Here is a 13,113-nt window from a genome sequence, read left to right on the forward strand (position 1 = left end):
CGGGACCATAATCTCAGAAAAGTATGATGTCTAGACAAAAACATCATACTTATGGAGTGCGATATGCAGCGTGTTACGATCACCCTCGATGACGACCTGATGCAGGAACTCGATATCCTGATTGCCGCACGCGGAGACCAGAACCGTTCCGAGGCGATCCGCGATCTCGTGCGGACCGGGCTGAAGGAAGCTAGCCGAAATGCGGGTGGCGATGAACCCTGCATAGGCGTGTTGAGCTATGTCTACGATCATGCGGCCCGCGATCTCGCAAAGCGCCTGACGAACACGTTCCATCATCACCACGACCTGACGATCGCAAGCCTCCATGTGCATCTCGATGCCGAGAACTGTCTCGAAGTTGGGATCCTCAAGGGATCGATGAACGAGGTGCAGCACTTCGCCGATCACATCACCGCCGAGCGCGCGGTCCGTCATGGCAGCGTCCAGATCATTCCTGTGCAGGACAGCGATAGTTGAGACCGAAGCGGTTTCAATGTGAACGAAAGAGGGTCGCAAACTGGCCTCCGCCGTTGCTTATGGAAGGGCGGGACCGACTTGTCGGGCCTTGCCCGTAAAACCAGCTGGCGGCGCTCTTTGTCGTCATGCCCGCAGGCGCTGTTCGCCGCAGCGAACTTCGTTTCGGCATTCGCCCAGTCCGGCCTGAGCGTGCCCCTCAAATATCGGATGCGAAACGCGCTGGCCGCTCTGGAGCGTCATTGCGCCGAATTACCTAACTGCGGTAAATTGCGCCAAACATTACATAAATTTAAAGATTGCCTGTTTGACGATCATCATGTGCGCCAATAAGTGTACTTGCACGTTTTCATACTATTTCTTGGTCGGCGGCCAACGTAAACCCTTCATTCTTCCGTTCTCGCTAATGTAGGCGGCAGTGGCAGCATCTTTCCAACAACGAGGCTTGTAATGATCCCGACGCGGTCGAAGTTTGCTTTCGGCATAATCCTGCTTGCGATTGCCGGTTGCTCCGAGCAGCAGACGGGTGCAGCACCGGGCGTGCCGGGGCAGGCTCGAGGGCCCGTCGAAGTCGCTATCGTGACACTCAAGCCGCAGTCTGTGCCGCTGTCCGTCGAATTGCCAGGCCGGGTCGTGGCGCTTGCCACCGCCGAAATCCGCCCGCAGGTGGAGGGTATCGTGCGCAGCATCGCCTTCAAGGAAGGTGGCAATGTCGCCAAGGATGATGTGCTCTACGAGATCGACGCCCGCAAGTTCGAGGCGGCGCTCGCGTCCTCTGAGGCAAACTACAAGAAGGCCCAGGCTTCCGTGACCGGCGCGCAGGCGACCCTGGAGCGAAACCGCAGGCTGGCGGATACCAACGCTGTCAGCGTCCAGACAGTGGAGGATGCGCGCACCGCCTTGCTGGAAGCCGAGGCCAGCGCCGAAGCGGCAAAGGCCGAGGTCGATACGGCGCGCATCAATCTCGAAAACACGAAGATACGCGCGCCGATTTCCGGCATGATCGGCATTTCCGCTGTTTCGGTGGGAGCACTGGTGACGGCCAACCAGGCCGATGCCCTTGCGACCATCCGGCAGGTCGATCCGGTCCATGTCGATCTGGTGGACAGCAGTGCCAACCTGCTGCGGATCCGTGAGCAGATCAGCAATGGAACCCTGGGGCGCGGCGAGGCGCACGAGCCGACCGTTACACTGACGCTGGAAAACCAGAAGCCTTATGCTGAGACCGGAACGCTGGCGCTGGCAGACATGAATGTCAGTGAGACGACAGGCACATTCTCCCTTCGTGCGCGCTTCGGCAATCCCGATCGGATCCTGCTGCCCGGCATGTTCGTGCGGGCGCGGGTCAATCTCGGCGTGATGCCGAATGTCTTCCTGGTGCCGCAACGCGCCGTCACCCGCAATGCATCGGGCATGGCGACTGCCTATTTCGTCTCCGCGGACGGAAAGGCCGAGCAACGCGAATTGGTGGCCGGCGACACCACCGGCAACAACTGGATTGTCACCTCTGGCATCACGGAAGGCGATCGCCTTGTGGTCGACGGGCTGCAGAAGGTTTCCCCTGGTGCCGCCGTGACGACGGTTGAGGCAAAAATCGACGATAACGGCGTCGTCGAGCAGGAACTCAGCGCTGGCAAACCCGCTTCCGCCGGTGCGGAGGTGTCCAAATGACCGTTCCGTCAGCAGAGGCTGCGTCCTTCCGGCGCAATGTGCTTGCCAGCTATTTTATCGACCGGCCGATTTTTGCGACCGTACTTGCCATCGCCACCATGCTGGCCGGCGTCATGGGCATCTATTCGCTGTCGATATCACAATATCCTGATATTGCCCCGGTGACGGTACGGATTTCGGCCACCTATACGGGGGCAACGGCCGAGGCGGTGGAAAACTCCGTTACCAAGAAGATCGAGAGTGCCCTGACAGGGCTCGATGGCCTGCTCTACATGGAATCGTCTTCGAGCACCGGCTCGGCCTCGATCTCCCTGACCTTCGACAACAGCACCGATCCGGAACTGGCCCAGGTCGAGGTGCAGAACAAGCTCGCTTCGGTGGAAGCGCAACTGCCGGAAGCTGTCCAGCAGCGCGGTGTGCGGGTGTCGCGCGCGCCATCGGGCATTCTGATGATCGGCAATATCGTCTCGACGGACGGTCGCTATACGTCGTCAGAACTCTCGGACATCATGGCCAGCCAGATTGAAGACCGCATCCAGCGGGTGGATGGCGTCGGTTCCATCCAGTCCTTCGGCTCAGGCTATGCCATGCGCATCTGGCTGGACCCGCTGGCGCTCAACAAATACCAGTTGACGACCGCCGACGTGACCGCAGCAATCTCGGCGCAGAATATCCAGGTCTCGGCCGGCTCGATTGGCGCGACGCCCGTCGTTAAGGGTCAGCAGTTGAAGGCGAGCATTGTTGCCCAGACCCAGCTCACCAATGTCGACGAGTTCAAGACCATCATCCTGAAGACCGATACCGATGGTGCGACGGTGCGTCTGCAGGACGTGGCGCGTGTGGAAATCGGGCTTGAAACCTATGGCCAGAGCTCGACCTTCAATGGCAAGCCGGCCGCCGGCTTCGGCGTACAGTTGGCCAGCGGCGCCAATGCCATCTCGACCGCCAACGGCGTGCATGCGGAGCTGGACAGGATCGCTGGATCGCTGCCGCAGGGTGTCGAAATCGCCTATTCCTATGAGACCACACCCTTTGTCGAACTATCCATCGAGAAGGTGGTGGAGACGCTGATCGAGGCGATCGTGCTGGTCTTCGTCGTCCTGTTGATCTTCCTGCAAAATTTCCGCGCGACCCTGATCCCGATGATTGCGGTGCCGGTCGTTCTGCTGGGAACCTTCGGCGTGCTGGCGGCTCTTGGATTTTCGATCAATATGCTCACCATGTTCGCCATGGTGCTGGCCATCGGCTTGCTGGTGGACGATGCCATCGTCGTGGTCGAGAACGTCGAGCGCATCATGACGGAGGAGGGGCTATCGGCCCGCGAGGCGACCCAGAAATCGATGGGCGAGATCACTGGCGCGCTGATCGGCGTGGCTCTGGTCCTGACGGCCGTGTTCATCCCCATGGCATTCTTTGAGGGTTCCGTCGGCGTCATCTACCGGCAGTTCTCGGTAACGATCGCCAGCGCCATGCTGCTCTCGGTGCTGGTCGCCATCATTCTGACGCCCGCCTTGTGTGCCGTGATGCTGAAGCCCACCCATGGTGGCTTGGGCCAAAAGCTGTTCGGCTGGTTCAACAGGGGATTTGACAAAGCCACAGGCGGCTATGTCTCCAGTGTCGGCGGCATTCTGCGCCGTCCCCTGCGCATCCTCGTCATCTTCGCGGTGCTGCTGGGAGGCGCCTACTGGCTCTATGCCAAGCTGCCAACCTCCTTCCTGCCGGAAGAGGACCAGGGCGTGCTGATGACGCAAATCACGCTGCCGGCCGGTGCCAATGCCGCTCGCACCCAAGCCGTCATCGACATGGTCGAGAACTACTACCTGACCCAGGAGAAGGACGCGGTTCAAAGCGTGTTCATGACCCTTGGTTTCGGCTTCGGCGGCAGCGGCGAAAACGCCGCCATGGGCTTCATCCGGTTGAAGGACTTCGACCTGCGCACCGGTGACCCAAACCTCGCAGCAAAGGCTGTGGCGGCGCGTGCCTCGGCCTATTTCGGCAAGATCCGCGATGCCCAGGTCTTCGTGCTGGCACCACCGGCGATCCAGGGGCTCGGGCAATCGAGCGGCTTCTCCATGTATCTGGAAGATGCCGGCAATACCGGCCGTGACGCGCTGACCGCGGCGAGCAACACGCTGGCGGACGATTCGACGAAAACCACCGAAATCGCCAATGTTCGAGGCAATACCCGAACGCTGGAAAGCCAGCTGAAAGTGTCGATTGACCAGGAAAAGGCCGGTGCTCTGGGCATCGAGCTTTCCGCCATCAATTCCATCATCAGCACAGCCTTCTCAGGCAATTATGTCAATGATTTCGCGCTCAACGGAGAAATCAAGCCTGTGTATGTCCAGGCCGATGCCCAATATCGCATGCAGCCTGGCGATATCGAGCGCTGGTTTGCCCGCAATACCAAAGGCGAAATGGTGCCGTTTTCGGCATTTACAACCGTGGAATGGACACAAGGCTCGCCGTCTCTGGCACGGTTCAACGGTACCGCGGCCATTTCCATGAGCGGTTCGGTGGGCCAGGGCGTCAGTTCCGGCGATGCGATGGATCGCATGGCCGAACTGGTTGAAGCCTTGCCCGGCGGTTACACGTCGTCCTGGGTCGGTCTATCCTACCAGGAACGCCTGGCGGGCTCGCAGGCAACGCTGCTTTATGCGGTCTCGCTGCTGGTCGTGTTCCTGTGCCTGGCGGCGCTTTATGAAAGCTGGTCGATCCCTTTCTCGATCCTGTTTGCCGTGCCGGTCGGTGTTTTCGGTGCGCTCTTGGCAGCGAGCCTGTTTGACCAGTCAAATGACGTATATTTCAAGGTTGGCCTGCTGACGACCATCGGCCTCACGGCGAAGAATGCGATCCTGATCGTCGAATTTGCCAAGGATCTGATGGAGCAGGGACGTTCGGAAGTCGACGCGGTCCTGGAGGCTGCACGACTGCGGCTGCGGCCGATCGTCATGACCTCCCTTGCCTTCATCCTCGGCGTCACACCCCTGGCCATCGCGACCGGCGCTGGGTCGGCCGCGCAACAGGCGATCGGCATTGGCGTCATGGGCGGCATGCTGGCAGCAACACTGCTGGGCATCTTCATCGTGCCACTGCTGTTCGTGATGGTGATGAAGCTTGCCGGGCGGTTTAGGAGCACGTCCGCGGCGGGGCCATAAGGCGCCGAGGATCAAAGTTGGTCCCGGAATTCCGCAAGGCACTCCACGCGGGAGAAATCCTGTCCTGTCGAAGCACGATTTTCTCCCGTGATTGACTTGGCGCCGCGAGATCGCAATTTTGCATCTGCCGCGGCAGAAGCACCGCCTGGCGAAACTGGGAGGTTTCATGAGCATTTTGAGGAACGCAAGATCGATTGCTGTTGGTTTCCGCGCGGAACTGAGCCGGTTAGTGGAGTGAACCCCTCGGGCTGGACCACGGGTCGCTTTCAACTAAGCCGCCTGCTGGGCGAGTTTGGTTTCAAATTCTTCTGGCGATCGATATCCAAGGGCTGAGTGCAGCCGCTTCGCATTGTAGACTTCTTCGATGAACCTGGGCAATCGCTCGGCGACGTCTGCGAAGGTTTCATATCCGGCCGGATGGATTTCTTCTACTTTCAGAGTTTTCATGAAGCTCTCGGCCTGCGCATGGTGATAAGGGTTGCCAACGGCGCTCATGGATCCCTGTAGGCCTGCCGCTGCAAGCGTTCGTCGATAGGTCTGACTTGCGTATTGGCATCCGCGGTCCGTGTGGTGAATGCAGCCAGGCGGAGGCTTTCTGTTTTCAATGGCCTGATGTAGTGCGGCCAGTGCCAGCGGCGTATCCAGACGTTTCGACAGGCCATAGCCAACGACTTTCCGGCTGCAAGCGTCGAGTATGACGGCAAGATAGCAGAAGCCGGCGGCGATGCGGATATACGTGAAGTCTGCCACCTAGACCATATCGGGCCCCGCTGGGATCACGTTGCGATAAAGGTTTGGGTAAACAGGCGAATTGTGGCTGCTATCACGCTGGCCTCGGCCTCTTCATCACTCAGTTCGCCACGATCGAACTGCGTGAGCCACAACTGGATGAGGTTGGCCGACACACCGTAGGTGCGCTGCGCGTCGCGCCGTCCGATAACGCCGTTTCGGATATCTTGGCAAAGCTGCAATTTGAACGGCGTCGAATGCCGTCGATATGGACCTCGGGACTTCATGAGCCTTCTCCGATTGAGGCCCGCAGAGTGTATCAGTTTTTCCGTGTCCCGTGGTCCAGCCCGAGGGGTTCACTCCAATCCCGGGTCAGCAGTGCAAATCAACAGAGTGCAGCGTGAAAGCTGGCCGTATGATCTGTTGCGCCGAACAATGGCTCAGGAAAAGGACTAATCGGTCTTGGCTGCGGCCCTCTTGGCATTGACGAAGATGGAGCCGGGGTCTCGTCGGAGAGGATCTGTCGCGGCCTGGAACGCGTCACAGTTTCCGACTTGCGGAGAAGGGCTTTCTTCGATTTCCCACGTGGTTTTGTAGTCCGGATATCTTCGCCGGCAGGTGGCTCTCCGAGCCAGCGAATAATCGCGTCCAAAACTGGACGCAGCTGCTTTTTCAACTCCGCGGTCATTTCGCCTTCAAGCCCGCATGCCTCGCCAATGGCCGTCCAATCCATACGGCCACTAACGATCGGTGGTGGTCGCCGGTGGATGACAAGACCGATAAGAAAGGTCCTAATGCATTGCAGCATTCACTTTGAGGCAATTGGCGCAATGCGGAGCCCGCAGAAATCCGAGATTTTTCGTTGAAATTGATGAGATGAAAGATCGTGTTTTACCATGCTCTTATTCCGTTCTCTGGCACCAGTGCCGAGTGCGGGCGGGTAGGAGCGGACATTTAAAGAAGCGTGTATCGCGGGTGTGCTTCCAGTTTCGGTGCCCAGATGACCTAACGTCCTATCACCAGAGTAAGAAAAATGATCTTAGAAGGGATCTTTTAGTCTCATATGATCCCTATTCACGTCATTAATTTTGACAGCGCACATGACGTGAGATACCTAGACATACCATATCGATAAAAATGAAACGCTAAGGTGCCAAATGACATCGGGTTCGGAGGCTCTTCACGAGATTGGTCGGCTGCTCAAGAGGTCACGGAAGACGTTGGGCCTCACCCAGGAGCAGGTTGCGGATATGGCGGGAATATCGCGTCCGCGTTACCGCGAGATTGAGGCTGGAGCCAGCGCTGCCCGTACGACAACACTGATCAACATTGGTCGTGCACTTGGTCTGGAACTGATGCTCATCCCGCAGGTCGTTGTCCCGGCGGTTGAAGCTTTGCTGCAGCCAGTTGGTGCCGAAGATGATCTTCCTGCTTTCGTCGCCAGCCCAGATGGTGAAGGCAATGTCTAATGCGCACCTTGATCCAAGATCCACAACCTCACTTGACGCGCTGCTAAATGACATGAAGGTCGGCATGATCGTGAGGACGCCGGGAGACTTCAACGCGTTCAGCTTCGACGAGAGCTATCGACAGACGGGCGGTTTCCCAGTGCTCAGTCTATCATTTCGCGCGGCACACGGGGGTTTGCGGAAAGACCCGAAGCCTGTTGCGAGGGATTTGCCACCGTTCTTTGCGAATCTTCTTCCAGAGGATAAATTGCGCGAGGCGATGGAGAAGCACCATTCAGGTAGCGTGCGGGCAGGAAATGATTTCGATTTGCTTGCAGCACTCGGATCGGATCTGCCCGGGGCTGTCCGAATTGTGCCGAGCGAAGGCACCGTTGTTCGTAGTGAGGGTTTGACACCCCCCAGACCGAAGGCGCGGTTTTCGCTCGCCGGCGTGCAGATGAAACTCTCCGTCATCAAAAACACAGGCAAGGGCGGCGGGCTGACGATCCCCTTAGGCGACGAGCAGGGTTCATATATCGCCAAGTTTCCTTCGACATCATTTCCCGGGGTCTCGGAAAACGAATTTGCGAATCTTGCACTGGCCGAGGCGATTGGTATGGACGTGCCGGAACGCGAACTCGTGGAACAATCGCAGTTCGAGGGTATCCCGGCAGAGTTTGAGACGCTGTCGGACGGCAAAGTCCTCCTCGTCAAACGTTTCGATCGGGTTGCCGGTGGTGAGCGTGTGCATATCGAAGATTTCGCTCAGGTATTCGGCGTCTATCCGTCTCGAAAATATGAGGGTGCCGCTTATCATGATATCGCTGCGGCTCTTGGGGTCGCCGTTTCTTCAGCAGCAGCCCTGGAGTTCGTCCGAAGACTGGCTTTGGCAGCGCTGACAGGAAATGGCGACATGCACCTCAAGAATTGGTCGCTTATTTATCATGGCAAGGGTGACAAGCCGGCACTCGCCCCAGTCTATGACGTGCTCTCGACTGTCCCCTACATTCCCTCGGACGCCATGGCCCTGTCGCTAGCCGGTGAAAGGCCGTTCAAGGCAATGGACGCCCAGCGATGGAAAGTCTTCGCTCATCGTGCGCGACTGCCGGAAGCTGCTGTGCTGAAGGCTGTTACGGAGACGGTCGAGCGCGTCAACCAGTCTTGGTGGTCTCTGCCTGAAAGAGCCGTTCTCCCCGATAGAGTGTTGGAACGGCTTGATGCCCACATCAAGCTGATGTCGCCGGTCCTCGGCACGTGCGCTGGTTAGCAGTTGGTGTTTTTGCGTAACGCGTCAGCAGTTTCGTGGCCCACCAGTACCGATCGGGTTGCTGGTCCGAATCCCTTCAAGGCAAAGCTATGACGGCTTTGCGCCTTCATTTCGGGCGTAGAGGACATCCCCTAAGTGCCCGAAAGCGGACATGCCTCCTTGGCCGGGTTACGTCGCTAAAGTGCCAATGCGATCAGGTGTAGTTATCACAGCTTGCGGTCCGCATCGGGTAACGTCAAGAGGTCACAGACATGGCAAGGCGGGCATTGGCGACGTGCCTTTTGGCGAAGCTGCCGGGGGAGCAACCAAGCCTTTTGCTAAACGCTGTGCTGAAGGCGCTGGCAGATTCGTAGCCTATCTCATCCGCGATCCGGTCGAGCGACTGTCCACCGCTCAGCAGGGCCTGTTTGGCGATAGCAATACGCCAGCGAGCCAGATATTCGATCGGAGCGCAGCCGAGAATCTCGTTGAAGCGTGCAGCGAAACCCGATCTCGACATTCCAGCTATTCTCGCAAGATCGGCTACCGTCCACCTCTTGCGGACGTCTTCGTGGATGGACCTGATGACACGAGCCATGGCGGGATCGCGCAGCCCGCTCAAGAGACCTGCCGAGGCTGCGTTGTTGCCGATAATGTCCCACCGCAATGCCTCTACCAGCAGCGTCTCCAGCAAGCGCTGGATAATCAGGTCCTTGCCGGGGTAGTCGGCGCCACACTCTTCGGACAGCAGTTCGACCATGCGGCCAAATCGTGTCCCGCGCCCCGCCGAAGCGGGAATGTAGATTGCATCGGGCAGCAGCGCCAGCAGCAGCGGCGCGTTGACGCTTTCAATCGAGAAGCTTCCCCCCAGAGCCACGAATTCGGACTCTCCTTCCTGCTCGCCGTGGCGAACAGCCTCGGCCAGAGGTTCTGCGGCAACGCAGGGAGCGTCAGGGTGGCTAGCCAATGAGAAGGCGGGCGTCGTCGGCAGCAGGAGAAAATCGCCTTCGGATATCCGCAGCGGTTCCCGGTCACTGAATGCGAGCCATGCTTCTCCAGTCAGGACGAGCGTGAATCCGGGTGCATCGTAGGATTTGTAGCGAACGCCCCATTGGCCGCGCCCGGAGATGGGTTTTGCGATCGCGGCCCTCGGCCGCAGTAAAGTGACGATATCGCTCAAAGGATCCATATTTGGACGATCCATAATCTTTATTGGATTATTATCCATAGATCGTCCAGAAGCTGCTGTCTATTGTTATCTGACCGCAACCAAGGAGACGGACATGACCAAGACCATCCTCATCACCGGCACATCATCGGGCTACGGCAATGCCACCGCCGAACACTTCCTCGCTCACGGTTGGAATGTTCTCGCGACCATGCGGCGCCCGGACCCCGCGCTGTTGCCCCGGACGGACCGGCTGCGTGTGTTGCCGCTCGATGTCACCAGCCCGGACAGCATCGCCAGCCTTCTCGAATCCGTTGGTCCGATCGATGCGCTGGTAAACAATGCCGGGCTTGGCGGTGTTGGCGCATTCGAAGCCATGCCAATGTCCCTGATCCGACAGCTTTTCGAGACCAACACAATCGGCGTTATGGCGATGTGCCAAGCCGTCATCCCGCAGATGCGCGAGCGCCGCTCCGGCACCATCGTCAATGTCACGTCTAGCGTGACCTTGGGAGCGTTCCCGCTCGCGGCGGCCTATACCGCCACCAAACAGGCAATTGAAGGCTTCTCGGCTTCGCTGGCACATGAACTGAGCTATTTTAGGATAGGGGTAAAGCTTGTCGAACCCGGTTATGCACCAACGACGAGATTCGGGGCGAATGCCATCGTTCCAGTCTCGGAACTCCTTCCCGGCGGATATGCAGACTTCGCACGCCCGATCCTCGAGGCGTTTGCGCGCCCATCCCTGACCACAAGGGAAAGCGATGTTGCAGAAGCCGTTTGGCAGGCCGTTCACGATACAGATAATCAGCTCCGCTTTCCTGCCGGAGCTGACGCTGTCGCGCTTGCTCAGGCGCACTGATGGAGGAGGCATGAGGGAGCGGCAACGGTACTAGCCAGCTATCTGCTGCCTCTCGTGTTTTTCTGCTCAGCCCTTTGCCGGAACTGCATGTTGCTGACCTGAGTCTGTCACGTCGATTGGAGTAACTGATACTTTTCAAGCAGAAACGTCCTGACTGCCGCGTCCTCGGTCAGCGAGATCGCCACCGAAAGGGCTTCTGCAGCGACATCTGTGTACTGGGCGAGCGACGCAACACGGCTGCGCGCCACCCACCAGGGAGCATGGCCTTTTACGCGCTCCATAGGCAAGGCATCCAGTTCGTGCAGGGCGTCGTCGATCTCGCCCTGTTCAGCGATGACGACTGCGCGACTGATCCTCGCGCCGATACTGTCGGATTGCGACACCAGCAGGTCATATAGTGTACGCAGGGCACCGAGGTTCAAATGCCCGGTGATCGGTCGCTGGATATGGACGGACTGGATGGCAGCCTCGCATTGATATCGGCCGAAGCGGCCTTCGCGTGCTGCCGCAGTGAGGAGTCCCTCGGCTTCGATGATGCGGGTGCGGTCCCACAGACGGTAGTCCTGCCGGTCGAGCGGCACGAACTGCCCCTTTGCATCCCGGCGCGCCCGGCGTCTTGCGCTACAATACAGCATCAGCGCCAACACGCCCTTCGGCTCCGGTTCGTCCGGCATCTGCTCTGCAACGAGCCGGGCAAGCCATATGGCGTCGCCTGTCAGCGCCTCCGGCGCCTCTGGCGTATCGAGACTATCCCAGCCTTGCCCGAAGGCCGCGTAAACTGCGTCCAGCACCGCTCCCAGGCGCTCCGGTATCTCGCTTGGCTCGGGAACGGCAAAGCGGAGCCCCGCGTCGCGGATGCGCGACTTTGCCCGAACGAGCCGCTGCGACATCGCCGCGGGTTCAACCAGAAAAGCCCGGGCGATGGTTGCCGCGTTGATCCCCAGAACCGTCTGCAAGACAAGAGGAGCTCGTGCTGCTGGGTCTATTGCGGGATGCGCGCAAACGAACATGAGTTTCAGGCGATCGTCGCCGACGGGCGCAGGGTCGTCGAACGTGTCGTGGCGACGGATCACATCCGGCTCAGCGGCGCGCCGAACCGCCTGTGCCCGCGCATCATTCTTTCGCCTGTTTCTCGCTGCCGTCAGCAGCCAGCCCTCCGGATTCAAGGGGACGCCGGTTACCGGCCAGACCCGGAGTGCGGCAAGAAGAGCCTCGGACAATGCATCTTCCACAGCCGCGATATCACGGTCTCGCGCTGCCAGAACAGAAAGTAACTTGCCATAGCTCGCGCGGGCCGCCTGTTCGGCGGCCCGCAGGGCGTCTTGAGGTGTGGTGCTATCCATCACCGCCTGGGCGCTGGCATTGGCGGCAGAACGGGCCGCACCTCGACCGACGCGGTCAAGGCAGATGGCGCCTTGGCCGCCCAGTCCAAGGCAGCATCGAGGTCTTCCACCTCGATGACGAAGTAACCACCAAGCTGCTCTTTGGTGTCCGCGAACGGGCCGTCCTCCACGACCCGCTTGCCGTCTCGGATCCGCATGGTCGTTGCAGCCTGGGGGCCGTGCAGGCCGTCGCCCTTGACGATCACCCCCGCCTGCGCATGGCGCCGATGAAGGCCGTCCATCCGCCCCAATAGTCGTCTGCCTGTGCCGGATCATTGCGGCGGGCGAAGTCTTCTGCAGTCTCGTTGAGAATGAGCATGAACTGCATTGAATAATCTCCTTTAGGTTCAGATTATCATGGACGACGAGAGAAAATCAGGCCCTTGCAGCCGGGTGGCGGCTGAGGGCAAATAGCACTGATGCAACTGCAACGACAAAGGTCAGGATGATCACCTGGGGCAGGCCCATCGCCGCAAAGACGCCGTGGAAAGCATCCCCGAGCCAAAGTGCGATATAGGCAGCCAGAGAGACGGCGAGCACGGGTCTGGCGACGCTCAGACGGAAAAGCAGAAGAACGCTGCCGGCAAGGCCGCCGAAGACACCGAGGGCAAAGGCAAGCGTCATCCAGCCGGGGTAGCCGATCAGCACCGCCGCCTGATGGGCAGTCAAACCCGAAGCAACCAGGGTCTCTTCGGTTGCGACGATGGCCCGCGCGAACTGGACCACGCCGTAGATGTTCCATGCGATGCCGCCAACACCGGCCGCAAGAAACCAGGCAGGCGCGCGGAGCGAGTATTGCGATTGGACAGTGCTTGACATGAGATGACTCCGTTCTTTCGAAGCGTCCGGGATGTCAATCGGCACGCAAACTTGACCCCCTATCGGCGTGCAAACTTGGCTCTGACGCAATCTCGATGACATCAGGGCGCTCCCACAATACGTGCTTCGAGCAGATCCAGCTGTCCGCGGCCGTAC

Annotated in this window: 14 protein-coding genes; 7 read left to right on the forward strand and 7 right to left on the reverse strand. The window is 59.3% G+C overall.

Annotated elements, in window-relative coordinates; all coding sequences use genetic code 11:
- Positions 1-63 precede the first annotated feature (63 nt).
- The 4 genes from nikR to B9A97_RS27810 all read left to right on the forward strand — a co-directional run bounded on the left by nikR (position 64) and on the right by B9A97_RS27810 (position 5,303).
- Complete coding sequence (gene nikR, locus B9A97_RS27800) at positions 64-477, forward strand: nickel-responsive transcriptional regulator NikR (protein WP_084369091.1); 414 nt, start codon at positions 64-66, stop codon at positions 475-477.
- Positions 478-555: 78 nt separating this feature from the next.
- Positions 556-807: a hypothetical protein gene (locus B9A97_RS29615; protein ID WP_143530750.1), complete on the forward strand. Its 252-nt coding sequence runs from the start codon at positions 556-558 to the stop codon at positions 805-807.
- A 117-nt stretch (positions 808-924) separates the two neighbouring features.
- Positions 925-2,145, forward strand: coding sequence for an efflux RND transporter periplasmic adaptor subunit (locus tag B9A97_RS27805; protein ID WP_084369092.1), 1,221 nt, complete (start codon positions 925-927; stop codon positions 2,143-2,145).
- A complete protein-coding gene (locus B9A97_RS27810) occupies positions 2,142-5,303 on the forward strand; it encodes an efflux RND transporter permease subunit (RefSeq protein ID WP_084369093.1) in 3,162 nt (1,053 codons plus the stop codon). The genes B9A97_RS27805 and B9A97_RS27810 overlap by 4 nt, the downstream gene beginning before the upstream one ends.
- Before the next feature lie 270 nt (positions 5,304-5,573).
- Here B9A97_RS27810 and B9A97_RS27815 read toward each other — a convergent pair whose 3' ends face one another.
- Together B9A97_RS27815 and B9A97_RS27820 are read right to left on the reverse strand one after the other, a co-directional pair.
- Entirely contained in the window at positions 5,574-6,053 is a 480-nt protein-coding gene (locus B9A97_RS27815; RefSeq protein ID WP_143530751.1) for an IS3 family transposase, read from the reverse strand.
- A 26-nt stretch (positions 6,054-6,079) separates the two neighbouring features.
- The gene (locus B9A97_RS27820) at positions 6,080-6,319 is read right to left on the reverse strand and encodes a hypothetical protein (RefSeq protein WP_244564385.1); all 240 of its coding nucleotides are present in this window, start codon (positions 6,317-6,319) and stop codon (positions 6,080-6,082) included.
- Positions 6,320-7,189: 870 nt separating this feature from the next.
- Between B9A97_RS27820 and B9A97_RS27830 the strand changes: the two genes are divergently transcribed.
- Positions 7,190-7,501 (forward strand): helix-turn-helix domain-containing protein, encoded by a 312-nt coding sequence (locus tag B9A97_RS27830; protein WP_084369094.1) that lies wholly within the window; start codon positions 7,190-7,192, stop codon positions 7,499-7,501.
- Complete coding sequence (locus B9A97_RS27835; RefSeq protein WP_084369095.1) at positions 7,494-8,747, forward strand: type II toxin-antitoxin system HipA family toxin; 1,254 nt, start codon at positions 7,494-7,496, stop codon at positions 8,745-8,747. Before B9A97_RS27830 ends, B9A97_RS27835 begins: the two co-directional genes overlap by 8 nt.
- Positions 8,748-8,982: 235 nt before the next feature.
- On the opposite strand, the gene B9A97_RS27840 is transcribed toward B9A97_RS27835, so the two are convergent.
- Positions 8,983-9,915 carry an AraC family transcriptional regulator gene (locus B9A97_RS27840; protein ID WP_084369096.1) on the reverse strand — a complete coding sequence of 311 codons (933 nt, stop codon included), beginning with the start codon at positions 9,913-9,915 and terminating at the stop codon, positions 8,983-8,985.
- A 94-nt stretch (positions 9,916-10,009) separates the two neighbouring features.
- Here B9A97_RS27840 and B9A97_RS27845 point away from each other — a divergent pair, with 94 nt between their 5' ends.
- Positions 10,010-10,756 (forward strand): SDR family oxidoreductase, encoded by a 747-nt coding sequence (locus B9A97_RS27845; protein WP_084369097.1) that lies wholly within the window; start codon positions 10,010-10,012, stop codon positions 10,754-10,756.
- 107 nt (positions 10,757-10,863) lie between these two features.
- On the opposite strand, the gene B9A97_RS27850 is transcribed toward B9A97_RS27845, so the two are convergent.
- Genes B9A97_RS27850 through B9A97_RS27860 form a run of 4 tightly spaced genes read right to left on the reverse strand, consistent with a single transcriptional unit; the run spans position 10,864 to position 12,957 of the window.
- Complete coding sequence (locus B9A97_RS27850; RefSeq protein WP_084369098.1) at positions 10,864-12,099, reverse strand: RNA polymerase sigma factor; 1,236 nt, start codon at positions 12,097-12,099, stop codon at positions 10,864-10,866.
- Complete coding sequence (locus B9A97_RS27855) at positions 12,099-12,380, reverse strand: YciI family protein (protein ID WP_244564386.1); 282 nt, start codon at positions 12,378-12,380, stop codon at positions 12,099-12,101. The genes B9A97_RS27850 and B9A97_RS27855 overlap by 1 nt, the downstream gene beginning before the upstream one ends.
- Entirely contained in the window at positions 12,341-12,466 is a 126-nt protein-coding gene (locus tag B9A97_RS30380) for a YciI family protein (RefSeq protein WP_280164105.1), read from the reverse strand. Before B9A97_RS30380 ends, B9A97_RS27855 begins: the two co-directional genes overlap by 40 nt.
- A 47-nt stretch (positions 12,467-12,513) precedes the next feature.
- On the reverse strand, positions 12,514-12,957 hold the full coding sequence (locus B9A97_RS27860; RefSeq protein WP_084369099.1) for a hypothetical protein: 444 nt from the start codon (positions 12,955-12,957) through the stop codon (positions 12,514-12,516).
- Between the last annotated feature and the right edge of the window lie 156 nt (positions 12,958-13,113).

The organism is Rhizobium sp. RU36D (assembly GCF_900176345.1).
Classification (GTDB): Bacteria; Pseudomonadota; Alphaproteobacteria; order Rhizobiales; family Rhizobiaceae; genus Allorhizobium.